The 23,202-nt window shown below is 47.6% G+C and carries 35 protein-coding genes and 1 pseudogene; 4 read left to right on the top strand and 32 right to left on the bottom strand.

Annotated features, from left to right (window positions below; all coding sequences use genetic code 11):
* The first annotated feature begins 332 nt into the window (after positions 1-332).
* Together D0A34_00410 and D0A34_00405 are read left to right on the top strand one after the other, a co-directional pair.
* Positions 333-748, top strand: a pseudogene (locus D0A34_00410) (fatty-acid synthase).
* A complete protein-coding gene (locus D0A34_00405; GenBank protein UNU17525.1) occupies positions 736-1,104 on the top strand; it encodes a XisI protein in 369 nt (122 codons plus the stop codon). Before D0A34_00410 ends, D0A34_00405 begins: the two are co-directional and overlap by 13 nt.
* A 78-nt stretch (positions 1,105-1,182) precedes the next feature.
* Here D0A34_00405 and D0A34_00400 read toward each other — a convergent pair whose 3' ends face one another.
* Both D0A34_00400 and D0A34_00395 read right to left on the bottom strand, forming a co-directional pair.
* Positions 1,183-1,905 (bottom strand): hypothetical protein, encoded by a 723-nt coding sequence (locus D0A34_00400; protein ID UNU17524.1) that lies wholly within the window; start codon positions 1,903-1,905, stop codon positions 1,183-1,185.
* 37 nt (positions 1,906-1,942) lie between these two features.
* Entirely contained in the window at positions 1,943-2,362 is a 420-nt protein-coding gene (locus D0A34_00395) for a GIY-YIG nuclease family protein (protein UNU17523.1), read from the bottom strand.
* A gap of 793 nt (positions 2,363-3,155) precedes the next feature.
* Here D0A34_00395 and D0A34_00390 point away from each other — a divergent pair.
* The gene (locus D0A34_00390; protein UNU17522.1) at positions 3,156-3,968 is read left to right on the top strand and encodes a hypothetical protein; all 813 of its coding nucleotides are present in this window, start codon (positions 3,156-3,158) and stop codon (positions 3,966-3,968) included.
* Between the two features lie 266 nt (positions 3,969-4,234).
* Here D0A34_00390 and D0A34_00385 read toward each other — a convergent pair whose 3' ends face one another.
* Together D0A34_00385 and D0A34_00380 are read right to left on the bottom strand one after the other, a co-directional pair.
* Positions 4,235-4,582, bottom strand: coding sequence for an XRE family transcriptional regulator (locus D0A34_00385; GenBank protein ID UNU17521.1), 348 nt, complete (start codon positions 4,580-4,582; stop codon positions 4,235-4,237).
* Positions 4,583-4,633: 51 nt separating this feature from the next.
* Positions 4,634-4,987: an XRE family transcriptional regulator gene (locus D0A34_00380; GenBank protein ID UNU22110.1), complete on the bottom strand. Its 354-nt coding sequence runs from the start codon at positions 4,985-4,987 to the stop codon at positions 4,634-4,636.
* 239 nt (positions 4,988-5,226) lie between these two features.
* On the opposite strand from D0A34_00380, the gene D0A34_00375 reads away from it, so the two are divergent.
* Entirely contained in the window at positions 5,227-5,664 is a 438-nt protein-coding gene (locus tag D0A34_00375) for a hypothetical protein (GenBank protein ID UNU17520.1), read from the top strand.
* Between the two features lie 15 nt (positions 5,665-5,679).
* Here D0A34_00375 and prfA read toward each other — a convergent pair whose 3' ends face one another.
* The 28 genes from prfA to rplB form a co-directional block, all read right to left on the bottom strand.
* Positions 5,680-6,774, bottom strand: a complete 1,095-nt coding sequence (gene prfA / locus D0A34_00370; protein ID UNU17519.1) for a peptide chain release factor 1 — start codon at positions 6,772-6,774, stop codon at positions 5,680-5,682.
* A gap of 344 nt (positions 6,775-7,118) precedes the next feature.
* Complete coding sequence (locus D0A34_00365) at positions 7,119-7,427, bottom strand: 50S ribosomal protein L31 (protein ID UNU17518.1); 309 nt, start codon at positions 7,425-7,427, stop codon at positions 7,119-7,121.
* 205 nt (positions 7,428-7,632) lie between these two features.
* Positions 7,633-8,046: a 30S ribosomal protein S9 gene (locus tag D0A34_00360; GenBank protein UNU17517.1), complete on the bottom strand. Its 414-nt coding sequence runs from the start codon at positions 8,044-8,046 to the stop codon at positions 7,633-7,635.
* Positions 8,046-8,501, bottom strand: coding sequence for a 50S ribosomal protein L13 (locus D0A34_00355; GenBank protein UNU17516.1), 456 nt, complete (start codon positions 8,499-8,501; stop codon positions 8,046-8,048). The genes D0A34_00360 and D0A34_00355 overlap by 1 nt, the downstream gene beginning before the upstream one ends.
* A 111-nt stretch (positions 8,502-8,612) precedes the next feature.
* Positions 8,613-9,476 carry a tRNA pseudouridine(38-40) synthase TruA gene (gene truA / locus D0A34_00350; GenBank protein UNU17515.1) on the bottom strand — a complete coding sequence of 288 codons (864 nt, stop codon included), beginning with the start codon at positions 9,474-9,476 and terminating at the stop codon, positions 8,613-8,615.
* Positions 9,477-9,505: 29 nt separating this feature from the next.
* Complete coding sequence (locus tag D0A34_00345; protein ID UNU17514.1) at positions 9,506-9,856, bottom strand: 50S ribosomal protein L17; 351 nt, start codon at positions 9,854-9,856, stop codon at positions 9,506-9,508.
* A 125-nt stretch (positions 9,857-9,981) separates the two neighbouring features.
* Positions 9,982-11,037 (bottom strand): DNA-directed RNA polymerase subunit alpha, encoded by a 1,056-nt coding sequence (locus tag D0A34_00340; GenBank protein UNU17513.1) that lies wholly within the window; start codon positions 11,035-11,037, stop codon positions 9,982-9,984.
* A 63-nt stretch (positions 11,038-11,100) separates the two neighbouring features.
* Positions 11,101-11,499 carry a 30S ribosomal protein S11 gene (locus D0A34_00335; GenBank protein ID UNU17512.1) on the bottom strand — a complete coding sequence of 133 codons (399 nt, stop codon included), beginning with the start codon at positions 11,497-11,499 and terminating at the stop codon, positions 11,101-11,103.
* An 84-nt stretch (positions 11,500-11,583) separates the two neighbouring features.
* Complete coding sequence (locus D0A34_00330) at positions 11,584-11,967, bottom strand: 30S ribosomal protein S13 (GenBank protein UNU17511.1); 384 nt, start codon at positions 11,965-11,967, stop codon at positions 11,584-11,586.
* 83 nt (positions 11,968-12,050) lie between these two features.
* A complete protein-coding gene (locus D0A34_00325; protein UNU17510.1) occupies positions 12,051-12,164 on the bottom strand; it encodes a 50S ribosomal protein L36 in 114 nt (37 codons plus the stop codon).
* A gap of 368 nt (positions 12,165-12,532) precedes the next feature.
* A complete protein-coding gene (gene infA, locus D0A34_00320) occupies positions 12,533-12,757 on the bottom strand; it encodes a translation initiation factor IF-1 (protein UNU17509.1) in 225 nt (74 codons plus the stop codon).
* Between the two features lie 293 nt (positions 12,758-13,050).
* Positions 13,051-13,632 carry an adenylate kinase gene (locus D0A34_00315; GenBank protein ID UNU17508.1) on the bottom strand — a complete coding sequence of 194 codons (582 nt, stop codon included), beginning with the start codon at positions 13,630-13,632 and terminating at the stop codon, positions 13,051-13,053.
* A gap of 5 nt (positions 13,633-13,637) precedes the next feature.
* Positions 13,638-14,942, bottom strand: coding sequence for a preprotein translocase subunit SecY (secY, locus tag D0A34_00310; protein UNU17507.1), 1,305 nt, complete (start codon positions 14,940-14,942; stop codon positions 13,638-13,640).
* Between the two features lie 102 nt (positions 14,943-15,044).
* Positions 15,045-15,491 (bottom strand): 50S ribosomal protein L15, encoded by a 447-nt coding sequence (locus D0A34_00305; protein UNU17506.1) that lies wholly within the window; start codon positions 15,489-15,491, stop codon positions 15,045-15,047.
* Between the two features lie 144 nt (positions 15,492-15,635).
* On the bottom strand, positions 15,636-16,181 hold the full coding sequence (rpsE, locus tag D0A34_00300; protein UNU17505.1) for a 30S ribosomal protein S5: 546 nt from the start codon (positions 16,179-16,181) through the stop codon (positions 15,636-15,638).
* 162 nt (positions 16,182-16,343) lie between these two features.
* Complete coding sequence (locus tag D0A34_00295; protein UNU17504.1) at positions 16,344-16,706, bottom strand: 50S ribosomal protein L18; 363 nt, start codon at positions 16,704-16,706, stop codon at positions 16,344-16,346.
* 2 nt (positions 16,707-16,708) lie between these two features.
* Positions 16,709-17,257: a 50S ribosomal protein L6 gene (locus tag D0A34_00290; GenBank protein UNU17503.1), complete on the bottom strand. Its 549-nt coding sequence runs from the start codon at positions 17,255-17,257 to the stop codon at positions 16,709-16,711.
* A 122-nt stretch (positions 17,258-17,379) separates the two neighbouring features.
* Positions 17,380-17,784 (bottom strand): 30S ribosomal protein S8, encoded by a 405-nt coding sequence (locus tag D0A34_00285; protein ID UNU17502.1) that lies wholly within the window; start codon positions 17,782-17,784, stop codon positions 17,380-17,382.
* Positions 17,785-17,806: 22 nt separating this feature from the next.
* Positions 17,807-18,352 carry a 50S ribosomal protein L5 gene (locus D0A34_00280; protein UNU17501.1) on the bottom strand — a complete coding sequence of 182 codons (546 nt, stop codon included), beginning with the start codon at positions 18,350-18,352 and terminating at the stop codon, positions 17,807-17,809.
* Positions 18,353-18,487: 135 nt separating this feature from the next.
* Positions 18,488-18,850, bottom strand: a complete 363-nt coding sequence (locus tag D0A34_00275; protein UNU17500.1) for a 50S ribosomal protein L24 — start codon at positions 18,848-18,850, stop codon at positions 18,488-18,490.
* Position 18,851: 1 nt separating this feature from the next.
* Positions 18,852-19,220, bottom strand: coding sequence for a 50S ribosomal protein L14 (locus tag D0A34_00270; protein UNU17499.1), 369 nt, complete (start codon positions 19,218-19,220; stop codon positions 18,852-18,854).
* Between the two features lie 108 nt (positions 19,221-19,328).
* A complete protein-coding gene (locus D0A34_00265) occupies positions 19,329-19,577 on the bottom strand; it encodes a 30S ribosomal protein S17 (protein UNU17498.1) in 249 nt (82 codons plus the stop codon).
* A gap of 38 nt (positions 19,578-19,615) precedes the next feature.
* Complete coding sequence (locus D0A34_00260) at positions 19,616-19,927, bottom strand: 50S ribosomal protein L29 (protein ID UNU17497.1); 312 nt, start codon at positions 19,925-19,927, stop codon at positions 19,616-19,618.
* Positions 19,928-20,086: 159 nt separating this feature from the next.
* Positions 20,087-20,506 (bottom strand): 50S ribosomal protein L16, encoded by a 420-nt coding sequence (locus D0A34_00255; protein ID UNU17496.1) that lies wholly within the window; start codon positions 20,504-20,506, stop codon positions 20,087-20,089.
* Between the two features lie 114 nt (positions 20,507-20,620).
* On the bottom strand, positions 20,621-21,349 hold the full coding sequence (locus D0A34_00250) for a 30S ribosomal protein S3 (GenBank protein ID UNU17495.1): 729 nt from the start codon (positions 21,347-21,349) through the stop codon (positions 20,621-20,623).
* Positions 21,350-21,463: 114 nt separating this feature from the next.
* On the bottom strand, positions 21,464-21,823 hold the full coding sequence (locus D0A34_00245; protein ID UNU17494.1) for a 50S ribosomal protein L22: 360 nt from the start codon (positions 21,821-21,823) through the stop codon (positions 21,464-21,466).
* A 97-nt stretch (positions 21,824-21,920) separates the two neighbouring features.
* On the bottom strand, positions 21,921-22,202 hold the full coding sequence (locus tag D0A34_00240) for a 30S ribosomal protein S19 (GenBank protein UNU17493.1): 282 nt from the start codon (positions 22,200-22,202) through the stop codon (positions 21,921-21,923).
* 113 nt (positions 22,203-22,315) lie between these two features.
* Positions 22,316-23,179, bottom strand: coding sequence for a 50S ribosomal protein L2 (gene rplB, locus D0A34_00235; protein UNU17492.1), 864 nt, complete (start codon positions 23,177-23,179; stop codon positions 22,316-22,318).
* Positions 23,180-23,202 lie beyond the last annotated feature (23 nt).

Here is a 23,202-nt window from a genome sequence, read left to right as displayed (position 1 = left end):
TGTGGGGACTGGGGAAGGGCAGGTTTAGCGGCGGATGGGATGCCGGCGCTGAGGTCGAGTTAATCTTAACAAATTTTAATTATATTTAGCGTATTGCCAGATTTGGATTTGGTAGGACTTACGCGAAGAAACGGGGTTTCTCTGAAAAATCGCAGATTCTCAGCTAGAGATATACGAAGAAACCCGGTTTCTGCCCTCGACGTGGGTGCAGGACTATTTGGGTGGGGCGATCGGGCGATCGTGTTGTTTCAGATTGAATTTCTCGAATAATGGTTGAGACTTCTGCACATTATAATAGTCAGTGTCAACCTCAATAGCAAAAGAGAGCGATCGTGCCAGCAAGTGACATTTATCATCAAGTTGTCAAACAGGCTCTCATTAAGGCTGGCTTGACAATTACCCACGATCCGTATCCCTTGGCTTGGGGGAAGAGAAACCTATCGATATTGGTGCCGAACAGCTATTAGCTGCTGAGAACAACGATCGCAAGATAGCCGTTGAAGTTAAAAGTTTTATCAGAGAGTCTAGAATTGCAGATTTAGAGCAAGCTTTGGGTCAATATACTCTTTACTATGACATCTTAAAACGGACGGAATCAGAAAGACAACTGTATCTTGCAATTCCACTAAATGCTTTTACAGAGCTTGTTGAAGGAGAAAGTTTTGGTCAGATATTCCTAGATAATAACCGCCTAAATTTGGTTGTTTTCAACCCAAAAATAGAGGAAATAGTACAATGGATAGCTTAAATAATTATCGCAAACTTGTTAAGCAGCTCCTTACGGAATACGCTGAGATTCCCGTTTTTGACAGGGGTATCCAAAATGAAATAATTTTTGATTTGGAAAATGACCGTTATATGTTAATAAATATAGGTTGGTTTAACGAGCAGCGCATTCACCATTGCGTGATTTATATTGATATTATTGACGGTCAGGTTTGGATTCAAGCAAATAATACCGATCGCCTGATTGCTGAGGAGTTAGTTGCAGCGGGAGTTCCTGCCGAATCAATTGTTTTGGGGCTTCAACCGCCTGATGTTAGACCTTATACTGCTTATGGAGTGCCTACTAGGGAGCAGCAGCGAGAATCTTTGAAAGTATGATGGAGTGGAAGCGATTTGAGTGGGAGGGCGAGTCCCTACGGGATAGCTTCGCTTCACGTACTTCAAAAACTTTGTAATTTATTCTCTCGCCACTGCCGTCCCTCCCATGAGCGTACAGCATTTTGTCACTCTATTTAATAACATAACCTGGTGATTGTAACCTGTCATACTATCTACCCACAGTATTTTTGGTAAGTGACCACTTGGTGCTGAATGGTTAAAAATTAAAGAGTCTTGATCCCATTTAAGCTGTTTTTTGAACGCATCCTGTGTTTTTAAAACAGTTCTGAGATGAACTTCTTCTTCTGGCATATTAATTTTTTCTTTACGATTGAATTCGACAATCTCTTCATAAAATTGTGTATATAGCTGCAGATTAATTTCGGATTGGATTCTAAATCCAAAGTGTCCACTACTGTATTTTACCCAAAGCCTCTCCATTGTACATATCTCAGTGCAGGGAATTCTTTCTACACGATCTTCATAGATTTCTGTATCCACACCGATATCGAGATAAAAAATTTGATTACGAATGTTACCAACTTTCTTCATAGGAGAAATAAGTTTTGTGAAAATAGTAATTATTTCCTTATTCGCTGATTCAAAATCTCCTAACGCTAGGAAATTACGGAGTGCTCGATAATCTATTCCTACTGCTGAACTGAGATCGTCATTCAGTTGACTTTCATCAACGGTAGGGAATTTCGGCTTGCTACTATTCCCTTGAACTCTGTTAGAGGGATTAGAATTTACCCAAACCACAACCAAAATTACTACTATGATGATAATGAAGACCCACATATAACGCTTACCTCCTCCTGCACAAAATCAGTATAGTTTAATCTTCCAGTTGAGATCCAAAGACATCCTCTTCTCTCAAGCCTTTGGGCAATTTAGCACGAATTAAGTTTGCCAGAGGTCTATCTTCTGCCTTTGCATCTATATAAGCAGCTTCAATTAACTTATTCTCCTTTGTTTCCAAATAAGCAAAGTACAAGGCTTGGGTAGGATCGCTAGGAAGCTGTTTTTTATTTTTCAATAATCCAGCAATAACCTTGTTCCCTTTTCCGGTCAAATGGGATTGCAATCTTCCCCGAATACTCCTTCCCGACCTTCCTACATAATGGGTGTGATAATTATTTCCTGTTTTAGTAGAGATCGCATAAACCCCTGATGAGTTTGGCGATCTGCCCACTGCTTGAGTGTTGAGTTCGCCTTTGCTGTCGAAGTTGCACTCGATCCATTCACTCCATGCCATTTTTCTAAATTTCCTTTTGTGATTGATCTTTCACATTCCTATCTCCTTGAAACAAGGTAACAAGTCTGCCTCAGCTTTACCAGCGATAAAAAGTGACAAAAAGTGATAATAAGTAGCAACTATTAAAAATTCTGCTAAAATCTACCCAGAGTTGAGGTAAATGCACGGGCAAAATGCTGTGCGCCCGCCAGCACCACCTCAAGTCTGATACTACTTTTAAGAGGATTTAACCGATGACTGCCGAGGCTGCTCTGGCTATTGTCGAAACAGTCTTAGTAAGATTGCTTTCTTTATCCCCCATAATTCCCCCGACCATAACCCCCGCTACCATAGCCTGTTTTTTTTGCTATCTGTAGCATGGTTGATTGATTTGACTTTACTTTTTTTATTTCCCTTTCTACCCTCTCTTTTTCTGCCTTGTCTGCTATTCCGATTTGCTCTTCAAATTGAGCTATTATTGTCGAATTGGGAATCTCAGAAACCTGTGAGGGGGATAAAATTCATTTAGCCAAAGCCAAAGCAATCATAACATTCTGAATTTTTTCGGCAATGTTGTATGGTAAACTCACTTCTTTTAACTCCTGTGCGTTTTGAAATGTGCCAACATAATTTATTTATAGTAAAGCTTCATCTTGAGCTGAACCAGTGATAAATAGTAACAAATAGTGATAATAAGTAGCAAAATCTTAAAATTTCTGCTAAAATCTACCAAGAGTAATGTGGACGCACGGGCAAAATCCAACGCAGCCAGCACAACCTCAACTCGGACACTACCTTTAAGAGGATTTAACCTATGACTGTGGATGAAGCTCTCGCCATTGTCGAAACAATCCTAGAGGACGACGAACAGTTAAACGACGTGCAAGAGCTAATCTTCAAACAGTGCTGGGAAGGCAGGCAGTCTTATGAGGAAATTGCCAAACTTTCTAAATATGATGATGAATATATTAAAGCTGCTGGCTATAAACTCTGGAAGTTACTCTCAGACGCTTTTGACGAAAAAGTAAAAAAAAATAATATTAAAGCAGTTATAAAACGATACTTACGGCGACATCAAGTGACATTACATCGAACTCAAGTAATTGGAGTTAATCTCAGCGGTGCTAACTTAAGCGGAGCCAGATTATTGCTCACAAATTTAAGTGAAGCCGATTTTTATCAGACTGATTTAAACAAATCAATCGTAACTGAGGATAAGACAGCATCAGATGAAATTATCAAGGCTGAAGACGCACATAACCAGGGAATTTTGTCTACCATAAAAGAACGGATTTATCACTGGAATGATTTGCGTTTTCACTGCGAAGAACAAGTGAAAATTGCCGAAGCGCTCGATCGCACAAACACTCTCTTTTTCCCCAACTCCAAAGCCCGCCTCACAACACCCGCAGGTAGACAAAACCAAGAACCAGATTTCCTCATATTCCACCAAGGCAAATGGGGTATTCTGGAAATATCGCATCCCGATACAGAAAAAGATGAAATGCGCGATCGCCTGTTTGCATCTCACGGTATCAGCATCATCCACTACTGCGACGCTAACAGATGCACAGAAGAACCCGATCGCATTGTCGAAGAGTTTTTAGACATATTGAGTCAGGGATAGGGCGAGTGGTTTTTTCATAAGGGCGATCGCATAGGGGCCCAGAAACCGGATTTTTTACGATAAAACTTCGTTGTATCCCGCAGATTCGGTAAAAAACCCGGTTTCTTTGCTTGGAGTGCGTAAGTGCATAAGGGCGATCGCACTCCGTAATAAAGTAGATTTGGTCTTGACCAATTACTCGATTTGTGATGTGTACGAGTGGTGGAAATTTTTAAGGGCGATCGGGATCTACTTCTGCAAAACGGGTGATCGCGCTCGATCCTAACTCATTCCCCAGCAGCCTCAGCCGACGCAACGAATGTCTCCGCTACAGCTTTGCCAATTAGCGCCACCTGACTCAGAGGCAAGAACCTAATTTTATTGACAATATCTTGAATATCTAACGGATCTGAAACTGGCTTCCGATCCACAAATCTCAGGAGTTCTTCCAGCGAATAACCAGCTCTCGCAGCGAGCTTAGCCAAGTTTTCAGTATCAGCGACCGTATCGCCCCTTTCCCAAAGCTGAACAGCGGTAGCGGAAACGCCCAAAAGCTTACCAAAGGCTCGCTGACTCATTGTTCCGCGAGCAGTTTTGATGATTTCACTAAGTTTTTGTCTATTTTGGATGTTCACGACTCGAAGGTTACTCAACCGTATCTACCAGTCTACTTACGAAGTGATACATCAACTATATTTCCCAGACGACTCAGCAGCCGCCGCGAGTCTATCCATCACGGCTCTACCAACCACGGCTAACTCACTAATTGGTATACATTGAATTTTTTTCAGCAGATCGTTAGTATCTACCGGTTCACGCATGGGTTTGCCTTCCAGATGAGCGAGCAGCTCTTCAAGTGTAAACCCGGCCCTCACAGCAATCTGAGCCAAATTTTCTGTATCTGGGATGCTCTGACCTTTTTCCCACAACTGAACCGCAGTCGCAGAGACGCCCAGAAGCTTGCCGAATGCCCGCTGACTCATCGAACCGCGAGCTAGTTTGACAATCTCAATCAATTTTTTCTTAGCTTCTGCGTTCACAACTGCCGTCACTACTTAATCCCACATAACTCAGTTTACTTCCCAACTCCTAAATTTTCCACTTGCAATTCATAATTACACTTGACACAGGAAACGATTGCAAGTAAACTAATAATTACAACTTAAGTTTTGATAGACCCAAGGAGTCGCTAAACAAATGGTTCTGAGCGAGGAACCCAACATAAGGGGACAGCCCGATCGAACTTTAAAACCGAAGGCAGACATCAGGGAAAGTAAAAATGACCAAGAGACGCAATCTAAAAACTCACAAGCCCACCCACACACGGCAAAGCCTTACAGCCTCCGGTTGGCTAAAACCCCAGTGCTGGCAAATCTCCAAAAAAGAAGCCGCCGAAGCCCTGAGAATGCCCATCAACCGCATCGTCAAAGTCTACCCCAAACAACATCAAGTAATAGTTGTTTACCTGAACAAGAAAGGACAAAAATGCAGTTCCTTTTTCAGCTACAGACTATTTGCCAGATGGGAACAAGAGGCGATCGCAGCAATTGCCAGTTGTCGAAACCAGCAAATGCTAGCACCCCTAGAAGTCATTGTACAATACGACCTCGAACATTTCAAATATCCAGTGGCGATCGCCGACGCAATTTGGGAAGCCCTACTCAAGCATATCTCCCGCGTAACAAGGGAACTGAGGCTGAGCAAACAATGCGCCTAGCCCCCCATCAATCCATCAATTAGTAGAAGCAGCCAACTCAGCCAAACGTTCCTGCTGATCCTGAGAAATGCAAGTTTGAATAATCCCCTCAATATCCCCTTCCAAAACACTATTGAGCGAGAAATTCTCCCCCAAACGGTGGTCGGTAGCCCGATTGTCCTTATAGTTGTAGGTGCGAATCTTCTCCGATCGCGAACCAGTACCAACCTGAGCCAAACGCCGCGACTTCACCTCATCCTGCTGCTCCCGCAACTTCATCTCATAGAGCTTAGCCCGCAAAATCTGCATCGCCCGCTCCTTATTCTGCAACTGACTGCGCTCCTCAGTACAGAAAATCCGAATTCCCGTCGGCTTGTGAAACAAATCTGCTGCAGTTTCCACCTTGTTCACGTTTTGACCGCCAGCACCGCCCGATCGAGCCGTACTCATCTCAATATCCTTCGGATCGATGTGAATCTCCACATCATCCACCTCCGGCATCACAGCCACCGTCGCCGTCGAAGTATGTATCCGACCGCCAGCCTCAGTTACCGGCACTCGCTGCACCCGGTGTACCCCAGCCTCAAACTTCAGCTTGCTATAAACACTGTCGCCTTGAACTTCCAGAATCACCTCTTTAAAGCCGCCCATTTCCGCCAGCGACTCGCTCACCAACTTCACCTGCCAGCCTTGAGTTTGAGCGTAACGGGAATACAACCGCAGCAAATCTCCTGCCCAAATACTAGCCTCATCTCCGCCAGTACCCGCCCGAATTTCCAGCATAATATTCTTGTCATCGTTCGGGTCGCGGGGGAGCAGCAAAACCTTCAAACGACTTTCCAAATTCTCCAGCTTCGACTCAAGTTCCTGAACTTCCAGCGCAGCCATTTCTTGCATATCTCGATCGCCCGCAGCTTCCTTTAGAACCTGTCGCGTGCCCACCAAATCTTCCTGAGTGGTTTTCCACAGAGCAAAAGTATCGACCACTTCCTCCAAGGACGATCGAGCTTTCGCTACCCGTTGAAACTCTTGATTGTCCCTAGCGACATCCGGGTCAGCCATGCGGCGAGTCAACTCATTAAAAGTTTGCTCTACCGACTTCAATTTATCCAGCAAATAAGATTCAGCCATTGTCAGTTGTCCTTTGTCAATCGATTTTAGATTTTAGATTTTAGATTTTAGATTTTAGATTTGAAGAACAGTTGGGATAGAATCTCGATCGAACTCAACTGCCTGCATAGCAAGTCTTCAATCTAAACTCTCCAATCCGAGGGCGGATCGATTTTAGATTTTAGATTTTAGATTTTAGATTTTAGAACTCAAGAGCAGTTAGGATAAAATGTCGATCGAACTGTACTCGATCGAACTCAACTGCCTGCATAGCAAGTCTTCAATCTAAAATCTAAAATCCGAGGGCGGTAAGTTGTCAGTAGAAAGAACTACTCTCAACAAACTGCGGACAAATGACAATCCGGCTACTTCTTCTTTTTGCCTTTACCAGCAGCCTTAGAAGCATCTGCTTTCGGCTCTTCCATTTTCAGCGGTCCAGAGGAAGCATCTGCCTTCGGCATTTCTACCTCCGTCATGCCGTATTTCCGCATAAAGCGCTCCACACGACCTTCAGTATCAATAATCTTCTGAGTGCCAGTATAAAAAGGATGATTTCCCGACCAGACATCAACTTGAAGCTTTGGTCTAGTTGAACCCACAGTCATCACAAGTTCCCCGTTGCAATAAACCTGAGATTCGGGATACCACTCAGGGTGAATGCCATCTTTTGCCATTGTTTTTTACTCTCTAATTTTTGACTTTACAACCATTTTAGCTGCTGCTGGACTTGTACACCAACAACAGCACCAATTTTGCCTTATATCTGTTGGAACCAGGAATCAGGAATCGGAAATAAACTTCAAAAAAAGGCAGCTAAAATCTGGATAGATAATTTTTGCCTTTTCCTGGTTCCTTCTTCCTTCTTCCTTCTTCCCTCGATTACCGCTTCGAGTATTGAGGAGCTTTGCGAGCTTTCCGCAAACCGTACTTTTTCCGTTCTTTGGCCCGCGGGTCGCGAGTCAAATAGCCCTCAGTCTTCAGAGGCTTGCGGTTGTCCGGGTCTAATTGACAAAGTGCTCTAGCGACACCCAAGCGAATCGAGTCAGCCTGACCTGTCAAGCCACCGCCTTCGACTTTTACCAAAATGTCATACTCATTTTCCAGACCCAAAGTTTCCAGAGGGGCCTTAGCCAGAGCCAAATAAGTAGGGTTGAATTGCAGGTACAAATCCCCCTCTTTACCATTGACAGTCAGTATGCCAGTGCCGGGAACCAAGCGCACCCGCGCTACGGAACGCTTGCGGCGGCCGGTACCCCAGTACACAGCGCGACCGGATGTATCTGTTGCTTGCATTACTCATTTCCTCCCGGAATCGTTTGAACAATTAATTCTTCTGGTTTTTGAGCTTGGTGCGGGTGGTTGGGGCCAGCGTACACCTTCAGTTTAGTAAACAGTTGTCTGCCCAGAGAAGTGTGAGGCAGCATTCCCCGTATAGCTTCTTCGACGATTCTTTCGGGCAAACGTGCTTGCAATTTGGCAAAAGTTTCTGTTTTCATGCCGCCGGGTCTTCCAGAATGGCGACGGTAGATTTTCTGGGTGCGTTTTTTGCCAGTAACAGCGATTTTGTCCGCATTGATGACAATTACGAAGTCACCGGTGTCCATAGAAGGAGTGTAAGTCGGTTTGTGTTTCCCCCGGAGGTACATGGCAACTTCAGTTGCCAGACGGCCCAGCCGCTGGTCAGCGGCATCGACCACGTACCACTTGTGCTCTAGGGAGTCTTGAGTAGGGACGTAAGTTTTGTTCATTGTTTGTTGTTAGTTGTCTGTTAACTGTTAACTGTTGTTAGGTGTCAGTTGTCAGTTGTCAGTTGTCAGTTTTTAATTGTTAGTTGTCCTTAGTTTTTTATTAGTAGTTACCTAATGACTAATGACTAATGACTCATGACTCATGACTAATTTTGGCTGAGTGTCGTACCAGACCTCTGGGGGAAAGGGAAATTCTGAATAGCCAACGCGCAACAGGCACAAACCTTGAGCGGGAGCGGCGTATTTTACCATTTCTCGGCGTTCGTTGACCCAGATATCTGTGAAATTGTCGATCGGCCTTTCCCCGCGACCCACCTGCACCAGCAACCCCACCAGCAGCCGCATCATCCCGTACAGAAACCCGCTCGCCTGAACCTCAATATAGATAAGAGGCCCAGAACGCTGACACTCGGCCGCTTGCACGTCCACCCAGGAATGGGGGCGGGCAGACCCCGCGCGGTGGAAAGCAGCCAGGTGATGCCGCCCGATTAGCGGTGTCAATGCTGTCTGAATCAAAGATTCATCCACAGGGGCGTGATAGCAGTGCCAAGCAAAAGGACGCACAAACAAATTAGGGGTCGGGTCTGTATAAAGGGTGTAGCGATAGCGCCGCCAACTGGCTGAGAACCGAGCGTGCCAGGTAGGTTCCACCTTTGCCGAAGCTCGAATTAAAATATCTTTTGCCAGTCGAGAGTTGAGAACGCTTGCCCAGCGGTGAGCCGGAATTGGGCCGTGGGCGTCAAAATGGGCTACTTGAGCAGCGGCGTGAACTCCCGCATCGGTTCTCCCGGCAGCGTGCAGCGTTACCGGGCGTTCCAGAACAGTCGATATTGCTGTTTCAATTTCTTCTTGTACTGTACGCTGGTTCGGCTGTCGCTGCCAACCGTGAAAGTTAGTGCCGAGGTATTGGATCACCAGAGCAACGCGCTGTATCGATTGGGGATTTTCGATTGGGGATTTTCGATTGTCAGTCATAAATCACAAATCTCCAACCCAAAATTGAATTAAACCAGTTCAACGATCGCCATTTCGGAATTGTCTCCTTGACGGGGGACTGTTCGTACTACGCGGGTGTAGCCCCCGTTGCGCGAGCCGTACCGTTCTTGTGCCGCCTCAAACAAGGCGTGTACTAACTGTTTATCGTAGATATAGCCCATAGCTTGGCGGCGAGAGGCCAAGGAGCCATCTTTGGCCAGGGTAATCATCCTGTCCGCCTCTGAGCGCAGCGCTTTGGCGCGGGCGAGAGTGGTAGTGATTTTACCGTGGCGGATTAATTCGGTGGTCAGCGAGCGCAGTAGGGCGCGGCGCTGGTCAGCCGGTTTGCTGAGTTGGGGAACGCGACAGCGGTGACGCATGGCAGTTGGTAATTGGTAATTGGTAATTGGGCGCCGGGATAGTCCGCGAGTTTTGAGCGGTGAATTCTTTAACTTAAAAACTCACCTACTTAAAATTCAGAACTTTTTTACCCGTTACCCGTTGATTAACTTTTAGCTGATTTTTCCTGTGGCAAGGTAATGCCCAAGCGTTTTTGTAAAGCTTCAATCACTTCTTCTGCGGACTTCTGCCCGAAATTCTTGATCTCGAGCAAGTCTTCTTGGGTATAATCCAATAAGTCTGCGACTGAGTTGATCTGAGCCCGCTTGAGACAGTTGTAAGCCCGGACGGACAACTGCAATTCTTCGATCGGAATTTGGCTCGTAGGATCGGCCTCACCTGGATACTCTGGTTTGAGAGAATCTTGGGTGATGTCTTTGAGAGGTGCAAATAAATCTACCAGGATGTTGGCCGATTGACTCAGAGCTTCTTGAGGAGTCACGCTGCCATCAGTCCAGATTTCCATAATCAGCCGGTCTTTCTCGACAGTGCCGCCTACCCGAGCATCTTCAACGCTGTAGTTGACTCTGCGAATCGGCATAAAGATGGCGTCAATTTGGAGAAAATCCAAAGCCGACCCATCATCGCGACTGCGGTCTACTGCTCGGTATCCGATGCCTTTTTCAATTCTGAATTCCATTTCCAGAACTGAGCCGGGCGAGAGAGTTGCAATGTACTGGGATCGATCGATCAATTCGACCTCTGAGGGCAAATCGAAGCGATCGGCCGTAACTGTGACAGGCCCCTCAATCCGCAACCTGCCGATTTGCGGCTGCTGAGAATGAGTTTTGAGGACGACCTCTTTCATGTTCAGGAGAATTTCTAGAACATCCTCACGTACCCCTTCGATCGTGGCAAACTCGTGATTGACGCCCGCGATTCGGACTGAAGTTACTGCTGTTCCTTCCAAATTAGAAAGCAGAACTCGCCTGAGCGCATTCCCAACAGTTGTTCCCTGACCGCGATCGAGCGGTTCCAGGACAAATTTTCCGTACTGACTGCGGTCTTTGTCAGTGTTAGACTCTATACATTCAATTTGAAACTGCGCCACGGAGTGACCTCCCTTTTCCACTTTGGATTTTTGATTTTGGATTTTAGATTGCAGAGCATACCCCTGAATGGATTTCGGATTTTGGATGGACGGGGCAACAGTTAGAACCATTAATTTTTGACTTTAAGCAGTTAGCCATTATCCAAAATCTAAAATCTCAAATCTCAAATCGTTTTAGACTCTACGCCGCTTGGGAGGGCGACAGCCGTTGTGAGGAATTGGGGTAACATCTCTAATCAGGGTGATTTCCAGTCCCGCCCCTTGCAGCGCCCGGATTGCAGTTTCTCTACCTGCTCCAGGCCCGCTCACCATTACTTCTATTTGGCGCATTCCTTGGTCGTTGGCTCTGCGGGCAGCACTTTCGGCTGCTGTTTGAGCTGCAAAGGGAGTTCCCTTCTTAGCTCCTTTAAAACCGCTGGAACCTGCCGATGCCCAGGATATCACTTCGCCGTTGAGGTCGGTAATAGTTACAATCGTGTTGTTAAAGGTAGACTGGATGTAGCCTACCCCATTGGGTACATTCCGTTTCTGCTTTTTTGCACCAGATTTCTTGCCTGTTTGTTGTCGCGCCATATTAGTCTCTTTAACGTTTCTCTCAACTAATGTCCCGAAGCGCTAGGAGCCAGCAGCCCCCAGCGTATTTTTCCAAAAAAGATGTTACTTCTTGGAAGGTGCCTTTTTCTTTCCCGCAACTGTTCGGCGGACGCCACGACGGGTTCTGGCGTTGGTACGGGTTCGTTGTCCCCGCACCGGCAGACCCAAACGGTGACGCCGACCGCGATAAGTTCCGATGTCCATCAGGCGCTTGATGTTCATTGACTCCCAGCGCCGGAGGTCTCCTTCGATTTGGTATGTGGTTTCTACATGAGCCCGCAGAGCTGTCACGTCGGCCTCTGTTAAATCCTTGACGCGAGTGTCAGGATTTACGCCTGTTGCAGCGATAATTTTTTGGGCCCGCGACAAGCCTATTCCGTAAATGTATGTCAGACCTATTTCGACGCGCTTATCGCGTGGAAGGTCTACCCCGGCAATCCGTGCCACACTTTTTCTCTCCCTAGTTTTCCTGTTTGGCTACAATGTTAAATTAGGATGCACCTGCGTGCATTGCCCAATCTTCGTTTTTTCTAACCTTGGCGCTGTTTGTGTTTCGGGTTAGTGCATATCACCATCACTCGACCGCGACGGCGGATGACGCGACATTTCTCACAAATTTTTTTGACAGATGCTCGAACTTTCATCTTTCTTCCTGCCTGGAGAACCCCGCTCTACCGGAGAGCAGGCACGCTGGGACTGCCCGTAGAGCGGTGGGAGGAGAGGCTGGGCAAGGTGTAGGCCTCTCCTCGATTAAATTGTATAAAGTGCGGGTTGTTTCATGAAGGAGCCCGCTTGCACCCACTCCCATTGCTGGGGTAAAGTTCGCCTGCGCCAGAGTGTTGGCGAGCGATACTTTTACGGCGTAGCAATGACTTAACCCGGTACACCGGTGGGTTGTTGACGCCCTTCTCGGCAACACTACAAACGTAGCATTATAGCATAAATTTGACTCTTTTTACCAAATTCTCTCTAATTAAACTTAGAATTAGTTTTTAGAAAGTTTTATCTAAGCCTATTTTTTCCGAAGGCGATAAGTAATCCTGCCTTTGGTCAAGTCGTAGGGAGTCAATTCGACTTTGACGCGATCGCCAGGCAGAATTTTGATGTAGTTGCGGCGGATCTTGCCGGAAATGTGAGCCAGCACGTTAAACCCATTATCTAGATCAACGCGAAACATCGCATTCGGCAGGGATTCCGTCACTGTCCCTTCCATTTCAATTAAATCTTGCTTAGACAATTTGGTATTTACCTCAACTCTACATTTGATTAACTAGGAGTGTCCCGCTGCGCAGCCTCAAAACCTATTTACTGGTAGGCGTCAAACCGGAACGGGGGCAAGAATTCGGGCGACTCGATCGACTTCTTGACTCAACCAACCGCTCGCTTTAGCTTTACTTGAGTAAAGTTGTGGCAATTAGTATCGAGTTCAATCCGGAAACTAGCAACCCTCACAAAACCTGATAGCACAAAAAGCTCCTAGTTAACATATCTTAGCAAAAGCTTGTGAGTAACAAGCTGTATTGAGAGGGTTCAAGAGTCGCCCGAGAGAGCTTGTTGCAGTTCTGCGGTGACTAATTCCATCGCTCGATCGCCATCAACCACAACTAACTGTTCGCGGTTTCTGTAAAACTCAATTAAAGGTTCAGTTTGCTCGCGATAAACTTGCAATCGGCGGCGGATCGTTTCCTCATTGTCATCCTGGCGACCTCGCGACAACAGGCGAGCCACCAAAATATTGTCAGGAACGTCCAAATTGACAGCTCTGAGATCGCAGTCCTTTCCCGACGAACTTCCCCCACCGCCAACATCGCAGAGCAGTTTGTCAAAAAACGCTGCCTGTGGGACTGTGCGGGGAAAGCCATCCAGAATCCAGCCAGCAGTAGCATCTGGTTGATTCATGCGTTCTTGCACGATATCCATCAATAACTCGTCAGGAACCAACTCTCCCTTATCCATGTAAGATTGTGCTTTTTGACCCAAGTCAGTTTTGGCAACTACGCAGGCGCGCAGGATGTCACCGGTAGAAATGTGGGGTATTTTCCAGAGAGCTGCTAAAAGCTGAGCCTGAGTTCCCTTTCCTGCCCCTGGAGGACCCATAAAAATCAAGTGCATTGCGATTACTTCACCATTCCTTCATATCGCTGGGAGATGACGTAAGTTTGAATTTGCTTAGCAGTTTCGATCGCGACACCTACTAAAATCAGTAGGGAAGTTGCGCCAAAACCTCTAAAAGTTTGCACTCCGATCGCGCTTTCTACAGCAGTTGGTACAATAGCCACCAGACCGAGAAATATCGCTCCCAAGAAAGTCAAACGGTTCAAAACCTTCTCCACATAATCGCTGGTTTTCTGACCCGGACGAATTCCAGGAATGCTGGCGCCCATTTTCTTCAAGTTCTGAGACATATCTACGGGGTTGACAATCAACGAAGCGTAGAAATAGCTGAAGAACAGAATCAAAGTCAGATAAAACAGCGCGTAAGCCCAAGGCGCCGGCCCGTTCGGACTCAAAACATTAGCAACTTGAACCAAAAACGGGTTATTGAGAGACTGAGCGAGGAAAGAAGGCACAATCAACACCGAAGATGCAAAAATAATCGGCATCACTCCGCCTTGATTCAAGCGCAGGGGCAGATAGCTCCGGCTCTCCCGATAAACTTTGCGGCCAACTTGGCGGCGGGCCGAAATAATCGGAATGCGGCGAGTACCTTCCTGAACAAAAACAATCCCGACAATCGTCACCAAAAAGACCAGCAGCAGAACGACTACACGGCCGACAACTTGCGTGTCCCCACTTTGAGCCAATTCAAAAGTTTGTCCCAAAGAACGCGGCAAAACCGACACAATGTTGATAAATATCAGCAGCGAAGCTCCGTTCCCGATGCCGCGCTCCGTCACCAATTCCGACACCCACATGACAAACATCGACCCTGCCGTCAGGGCCAAAGCAGTTTGTGCTATGAATAAAGGCGCCGGAGCTTGAGCAAAAGGGCTGACCCAAATCGCAATGCCAACACTTTGCAGAATTGCCCATCCCAAAGAAACATAGCGAGTAATTTGAGAAATCTTGCGCCGCCCTGCTTCCCCTTCATTTTTCTGCAAGTCTTCTAAACTTGGCAGAGCCGCAGTTAGAAGTTGCACAATAATTGAAGCATTAATGTAGGGCAAAATCCCCAGCGCGAAAATCCCCAAAGCTGACAAGCCACCTCCTGAGAACAAATCCAAAAAGCCAATTAAAGGGCTATTTTCGACGTTTTGGGCAAAGGCGACTCGATCGATACCGGGGACTGGCAAGTGGACACCCAGGCGCACTAAAATCAATAAGCCAATGGTTACGAGTATGCGGCCTCGCAAACCAGCAGCTTGAGCCATCTGCATGAATGTCTCTTGTGCAGTTGGCGCTTTCTCTCTACTAACGTCCATAGTTACGATTTTGGATTTTAGATTTGGGATTTTCGACTAAATCATTTTCTGATAGCAAGGTTGAGGATTTGAGATTTGGACATACTCTCAAACCTCAAATCTTCACGCAACTAATTCGCAACTTCCGCCGGCGGCTTCAATTTTGGTGCGAGCACCTGCGGTAAAAGCCGAGGCGCGCACTTGCAGAGGCACATTTAGTTCGCCATCTCCTAAGATTTTCAGCGGCCCGTCGTCTGTGGTGACAATTTTTGCTTGAATCAAAGAGGTGAGAGTAACTTCTGTGTTTGCTGGCAGGGATGCTAATTTACTTACATTAATGGTAGTGTACTCTTTGCGGTTCACTAAAGGGAAGCTTTTCAGCTTGGGCAGGCGGCGGTAAAGAGGATTTTGACCACCTTCAAAACCGGGTCTAGTGCCGCTACCGGCTCTAGATTTTTGACCGCGCATCCCTTTGCCGGAGCTCGCGCCTTGACCGGCAGAAATACCTCTGCCCAAGCGTCGGGGGCGCTTTTGGGAGCCTGCTTTGGGTCGGGCGTCTTGCAATCTCATAGTTTTAGTAATTGGTAATTGGTAATTGGTATTTAGAGAGCGGGTGCCGAGTAGTTTTGAGTGCGTGAGTTTTGAGTTTCAGATTTTTTTTCTCAACGCAAGCACTTAACACTCAAAACTTACAGTTTCCCATTCTCGCGTGCCCTAACCGTAGAGGTTTTCTACTGGAATTCCGCGCTCTTGAGCAACTTCGGACAAGGTGCGGAGGGTCGAGAGGGCGTTGACTGCGGCTCGGGCGTTGTTTAAGGGATTTCCAGAACCTAGCTGTTTGGCTAAGATATTGCGGACTCCTGCTAGTTCGAGAACAGTTCGCACTGCTCCCCCTGCAATTACCCCGGTTCCCGGAGCGGCCGGCCGCATCATCACTTTAGCTCCGCCACCGTCACCGTTGATGGGGTGAGGGATGGAGTTAGATTTGGTGAGGGGGACTTCAATTAGGTGCTTTTTGCCGTCAGCGACGCCTTTTTTAACGGCACCGATTACGTCGCTAGCTTTGCCGACTCCTACTCCAACTTGACCGCGTTCGTTGCCGATAATGACTATGGCGCGGAAGCTAAGTTTTTTACCGCCTTTAACTACTTTAGTAACGCGCCGGATCTGAACGACCCGCTCTTGCCATTCGGATTCTTTTTCGCGCGTTTTATTATTGCTGCTTTTTTTCTTGTTGCGCTGTTCTTTTTGTTCTGCCATAGTTTTGTCCTGTGGGAATTAGTAATTGGTGAAAGGCGATCGGTAAGTGGTAATTGTTTGAGTAAAAAGTAAAAATAGAAGAAATCTGGATTTTGCCTTTTAACTTTCAACTTTTGACTTTTTACTTTTTAATTACTCATTACCCGCTACCCATTACCCCCTCTAGAAGTCTAACCCCGCTTCGCGAGCTGCTTCTGCGAGGGCTTTAACACGACCGTGATAGAGGTTGCCCCCCCGATCGAATACGACTTTGACTATGCCAGCGCTGGAACAGCGTTTGGCAATCAACTGACCGACTTGCACGCTCGCGGAGCAGTTGCCGCCAGAACTGAGAGTTGACTTCAATTCGGGATCGAGGGTTGACGCGGCGGCCAAAGTGTGCTGGGCGGTGTCGTCGATTACTTGAGCGTAGATGTGCTGCTCTGATCGAAATACCGCTAGTCTGGGACGTTCGGAGGTGCCGAACACCTTGCGCCGAACACGGCGGTGTCTGCGCTGGACTGATTCTTTGCGAGTAAGCTTCATTGTTACTTCTTACCTGTTTTGCCTGTTTTACCAGCTTTGCGCCGGACCACTTCGCCGCTGTAGCGAATGCCTTTGCCCTTATAGACTTCGGGCGGACGCACCGCGCGGATGCGGGCTGCTGTATTGCCTACGAGTTCTTTGTCAATGCCGGAGACAATGACGTTGGTGTTGCCTTCAACTGCCATTGTGATGCCTTCTGGAGGGGGCATTTCAACGGGTTTGCTGTAACCGACGTTTAAAATCAGGTTCCGTCCTTGAACCTGTGCCCGATAACCTGTGCCGATAATTTCGAGGCGCCGCTGAAAACCTTGGGATACACCTTCGACCATATTGGCGACTAGGGTGCGGCACAAGCCGTGCAGTTGTCTGGCGACGCGAGATTCGTCTCGGCGGGTAACGAGTAAAGTCTCGCCTTCGAGCCCCATGACGATTTCGGCTGGGATAACTCGGGAAAGTTCACCTTTAGGGCCTTTGACGGCTACTTTTTGACCGTCTAGGGTGATGGTGACTTTATTGGGAATGCTAATCGGACGCTTGCCAATTCGCGACATACTTTTTTGTCCTTTGTTTTTAGTTATTAGTCCTTGATTATTAGTCTTTAGTTATTAGTCCTTAGTGATTGATTTTGGAGTCTGTTGCCAACGACCAGCGACTAATGACTAATGACTAATGACTACCAAACATAACAAAGCACTTCACCGCCCAAACCTTGGCGTCGAGCTTCTCTATCGGTCATAATGCCGCTGGAGGTGGAAATAATGGCTATGCCAATTCCGCCTAACACTCTGGGCAATTCTTTACGGTTCGAGTAAACGCGCAGTCCTGGTTTGCTGACTCGCTTAAGTGCCGTGATAATGGGCTTGCGAGTTTTACCTTTGTACTTTAGAGAAAGCACTAAATGTCGGTTGATCCCTTCTGCTTCTGCTTCTTCAAATTCGCCGATAAAGCCTTCACTTTTGAGGACTTGGGCGATGCTGCGGGTCATTTTTGTAGCTGGAATTTGCGTTGTTTGGTGACGCGCCATGCAAGAATTGCGAATGCGCGTCAACATATCTGCTATGGTATCGTTAGCTGCCATCTTTTGCTTCTTACTCTAGTGCTTAGTTGTCCCGGAACGGCATTCCCATTTCTTTAAGCAAGGCGCGTCCTTCTTCGTCGGTGTTTGCTGTGGTGATAATTGAAATGTCCATGCCTCGAATTTGATCGATGCGGTCATATTCTATTTCTGGAAAAATTAGCTGTTCTCTCAGACCCAAGCTGTAGTTGCCGCGCCCGTCGAAGCTTTTGGGGCTGATGCCGCGGAAGTCGCGGATGCGGGGGAGTGCGAGGTTGATCAGCCGATCGAGAAAATCGTACATCCGATCGCCGCGCAGCGTCACCATAACGCCGACGGGTACTCCTTTGCGGATTTTGAAGCCTGCGATCGCTTTTTTCGCCCGCGTCACCACCGGTTTTTGCCCGGTGATGATGCCAATTTCGTTGATCGACGAATCCAGTGCCTTAGCGTTTTGAGATGCTTCTCCCAAACCGCGGTTCACTGTGACTTTGACGAGTTTGGGAACCTGATGGATATTAGTATATTTAAACTGATCCATCAGTGTGGGAACGATTTTTCCTTGATAAAGAACCTTGAGTTTGTCCGGCATAGTTTTTGTGTTTCGTTAACTGTCCCTGGGCTTGGTCAGGGAATTTGTCGCTTGTCAGTCTCACCGATGTTTGTTATTAGTTGAAAACTCACTTGTCAGAAGGCGGACTAATGACTAATGACTGATAACCAATCACTATTGATCGATGATTTCTCCAGTTTTTTTGAGCTGTCGCAGTTTCCGACCGTCTTCGCTAAATGTATAGCAAACGCGGCTAGCTATTTTCTCTTTTTCGGAATAGTGCATGACATTTGAGCTGTGAATGGGAGCCTCAAACGTGAGTATTTTCCCGGACTCTCCCTCTTGCTGGGGCTTGACGTGCTTGGTTCTGATGTTTACACCTTTAACAATTACTTTGCTGACTTTAGGATATGTCTTTAAGATTTCTCCGACTTTTCCTTTCTCTTTGCCAGTAATTATTTGCACGGTGTCGCCTGCTTTGACGTGCATTCGGTAGCGCTGCGATTCGCTAGTTGGTTTACCCTTTTTTCCGTACATTTTAAAGTACCTCCGGGGCTAAGGAAACGATTTTAGTAAAGTTTTTGTCGCGCAATTCGCGGGCGACGGGGCCGAAGACGCGAGTGCCTTTGGGGTTGCCGTCTACGTTGATAATAACGGCGGCGTTATCGTCAAAACGAATGCTCATGCCACTGTCGCGGCGCAGGCCTTTGCGGGTTCTGACAATGACGGCCCGGACGACATCTGATTTTTTGACGGCCATATTGGGGATGGCGTCTTTGACGACGGCAATGATGACATCGCCGACTCCGCCGTAGCGACGGTTGCCGCCTCCCAATACGCGGATGCACATCAGTTTGCGGGCTCCGCTATTGTCGGCGACATTGAGGTATGTCTGGGGTTGAATCATGGTGATTGTTGAGTGTTAACTGTTGACTGTTAACTGTTGACTGTTGACTGTTGACTGCTAGTTGATTGTTAATTTTCGATGGGGCGAGCGCGATGTCGCAATTAACTGTTAGCCGTTTTTCGTCCCGAAAATCTCAGCAACCGTCCAACGTTTGGTTTTGCTCAGTGGGCGAGTTTCAGTGATGCGGACGCGATCGCCCGATTTGCACTGATTTTCTTCGTCGTGAGCCTTGTACCGCTTGGTGCGGACTACGATTTTGCCGTATTTGGTGTGGGAGGAGCGGTTTTCGATTGCTACCACGACGGTTTTATCCATCTTGTCGCTGACTACTACGCCAACTCGTTCTTTAATTGCCATAGCTACCTATTTTTGTTGTGCAATTGACTTTTTTTTAGCTACTGTGCGATCGTCGGCTCGGCTGCTTCTGACTCTTGGCTGACTGCTGCGGTTGGAGCAGGCTGTGCTAGCTGTTTAGATGCCGCTAATTTTTCTGCAGCTTCTTTCTCAGCAACGATTTGGCGCTCGCGTTCAACTGTCATCAATTGAGCTAGCCGGTGTTTGGCGTGCTTGAACAGGTGAGGCTTTTCCATGCGGCCGGTAGCTTGCTGGAGCCGCAATTCCATTAGTTGGCGCTTGACGGCTAAAATTTGCTCTGCTACTGCAGCATCGCTTAATTCTCTAGCTTCTTTAATCTTGGTCAAAGACATAATTGTGTGCTTTCTCGTTAGCGAGCGGTATGACAGAAGACAGAATTGTCTCTTAGGGTGAAGGTCGAAGGAAAGAACAGTTATGAAGACCAGATTTTAAATTGCTGTAGCCGTTTAAAATCCTGACTAATACCCACCTAATTCTACCTTCGCTCTTACCTATGACTGGTCTTCTTCGCGACTGATGAACTTGGTTTTAATTGGTAATTTGAAAGATGCCAAACGCATTGCTTCGCGGGCAATTTCTTCAGTTACGCCACCAATTTCAAACATTACCCGGCCGGGTTTGACGACGGCAACCCAAAACTCTGGTGCGCCTTTACCAGAACCCATCCGGGTTTCTGCAGCACGCTGGGTGACTGGTTTGTCGGGAAAAATGCGAATCCAGATTTTGCCGCCCCGGCGGATATAGCGGGTCATGGCTCGGCGTCCGGCTTCTATTTGGCGGGAAGTGATCCAGGCGGGTTCGACAGCTTGTAGCGCGAAGTCGCCAAAGCTAACTGTGTTGCCGCGGGTGGCAATACCGCTCATTCGCCCGCGCTGTTGTTTGCGAAATTTGGTTCTTTTAGGGCTTAACATGGCTTTGGGAGTTGGGTAATTGGTAATTGGTAATTGGTAATTGGTGATTGCTAATTGCTAATTGGTTTGGAACAACTCACACTTAACAAATGACAACTAACAGTTAACAATTAGCTAGCCTTCGTTCGATCTATCTTCAAAGTTCTGGCGGCGGCGCTTTTGTTTGGTGCGGGGCACTGCTGCATTTGGTGCAGCCTCCTGTTCCTGTCCGGGAATAATTTCGCCTTTGAAAACCCAAACTTTAATGCCAAGAATACCGTAGATGGTTTGAGCAGTGCAGTAGGAGTAGTCGATGTCGGCCCGCAGCGTGTGCAACGGGACTCTTCCTTCCCGCGTCCATTCGGTACGCGCGATTTCTGCGCCATTGAGGCGTCCGCTGACTTGAATTTTGATGCCTTGGATGCCGACTTTTTGAGCGCGGGTGATTGCTTGGCGGACGACTCGGCGGAAGGATACGCGCCGTTCTAGTTGCTGAGCAATGTATTCCGCGATCAGTGTGGCATCGGCGTCTACTCGCTGGACTTCGACGACGTTGATGCGGATTTGGCGGTTACTACCGAGTTGCTGCTGCAAACCGACGCGCAAGGTTTCGATGCCTGCTCCGCCGCGACCTACGACAACGCCTGGTCTGGCGGTGAACACTTCTAGGTCGATTTGATCGGCTTTCCGCTCAATTTTGACCGAGGAAATGCCCGCATTGCTGAGGGTTTTACGAACGTACTTGCGAATTTTATAGTCTTCTTGCAAGAGTTCTGGATAGTTTTTGGGATCAGCAAACCAGCGAGAGCGGTGCTCTTGGGTAATGCCGAGGCGAAAACCAATTGGATGTATTTTTTGGCCCATAATAGTTGATGAGTTAATTGGTATTTGGTAATTGGTAAATGGTAATTGGTAATTGGTGATTACCAATTTTTTTCAACTTTAAGCTGTTTATTACCTATTACGTTTTTCCCTGGTTTAGTTTTCTACGAGCGGAGCTACTACTACGGTAATGTGACAGGTTGGCTTGCGGATTTGGTAGGCGCGACCTTGAGCGCGGGGTCTAAAGCGTTTGAGGACTGGGCCTTGGTCTGCGTAAGCTTGAGAAACTACTAGCTTGGATTTATCCAATCCTGCGTTGTGTTCTGCGTTGGCTACTGCCGATCGCAAAACTTTGACGATTGGTTCGCAGGCGCGGTAGGGCATGAATTCGAGTAAAATCAGCGCTTCTTGGTAGCTTTTGCCGCGAATTTGGTCGAGGACTCGGCGCACTTTGAAGGGGGATGTCCGGATATAACGGGCGATCGCCTTAATTTCGGATGTGGTATCTATAACCATTTCGATTTGGGTAATTGGTAATTGGTAATTGGGAAAAAGGTAATTGGTAATTGGGAAAAAGTTGAGCCTACTACCTATTACCTATCACCTAATTCGGCTATCTTTTTGCCTTTTTATCACCACTTTTAGCGTGACCTCTAAAGGTACGAGTGGGGGAAAATTCTCCGAGTTTGTGACCTACCATTTGGTCTGTCAGGTAGACGGGTACGTGCTGTCTGCCGTTGTGAACGGCGATCGTGTGACCTACCATTTGGGGCAGGATTGTGGAAGAGCGCGACCAAGTTTTAATTACTTGTTTTTGGCCTGCGGCGTTGAGTTTTTCGATTTTTGTCATCAGAGCATCTGCGACAAACGGGCCTTTTTTTAGCGATCGAGACATGATTTTTTTAGTGATTCAGGAGTCATGAGTCAACATTCAGCATTCAGCAGTCAGCAGTCCTCAGCCATTAGTTAGCAGTTAACAACGGCAGACTGAAGACTGCTGACTGATGACTAACTTTGTCTGCCGCCCTTGCCACGCTTGGAAGATTTGCGGCGGCGGCGGACGATTAAAGCGTCGCTGCGTTTGTTTTTGCGTCGGGTTTTTGCACCCAATGCTGGTTTACCCCAAGGAGTGACAGGCCCCGGACGTCCGATGGGAGCTCTGCCTTCGCCACCGCCGTGCGGGTGGTCTACCGGGTTCATGACGCTACCGCGAACGGTGGGTCTGCGACCTTTCCAGCGGGTGCGACCTGCTTTGCCGAGGCTGAGGTTTCTGGCGTCTGTGTTGCCGACTTGACCGATAGTGGCGTAGCAGTCGGCGCGGACTTTGCGCTGTTCACCGGATGGCAGTTTGAGGGTAACGTAGCTACCTTCTTTTGCCATTAGCTGAGCGCTGGAGCCGGCGGAGCGAACGATTTGTCCACCTTTTCCGGGTACTAGCTCGACGTTGTGGATGCTCGTACCGAGGGGAATGTTCTTCAGGGGGAGGGCGTTGCCGATTTCGATCGGCGCGTCTGGGCCTGAGACAATTACTGTACCGACGTTTAAGTTAAGCGGGTGCAGGATGTACCGTTTTTCGCCGTCTTTGTAGAACAGGAGGGCGATGCGGGCGTTGCGATTGGGGTCATATTCGATCGCCTTGACGGTAGCGGGAATGCTGTGTTTGTCGCGGCGGAAGTCGATGTCTCTATACAGCCGTTTGTGACCGCCTCCCCGGTGGCGACAGGTGATGACGCCTCGGTTGTTGCGGCCTTGTTTGGTGTGCTTGTTGCTGGTTAGAGACTTTTCTGGTTCTGATCTGGTAATTTCAGCGAAGTCCGAGACGGTCTGTTCCCGGGTGCTGGAGGTATAAGGTCGGTAAGAACGGATGCCCATAATCGATTTTAGATTTTAGATTT

This window comes from Microcoleus vaginatus PCC 9802 (genome assembly GCA_022701275.1).
Classification (GTDB): Bacteria; Cyanobacteriota; Cyanobacteriia; order Cyanobacteriales; family Microcoleaceae; genus Microcoleus; species Microcoleus vaginatus_A.
The sequence above is the reverse complement of the archived record's forward strand: the minus strand, read 5'-3'. Positions and strand labels throughout refer to the sequence as shown.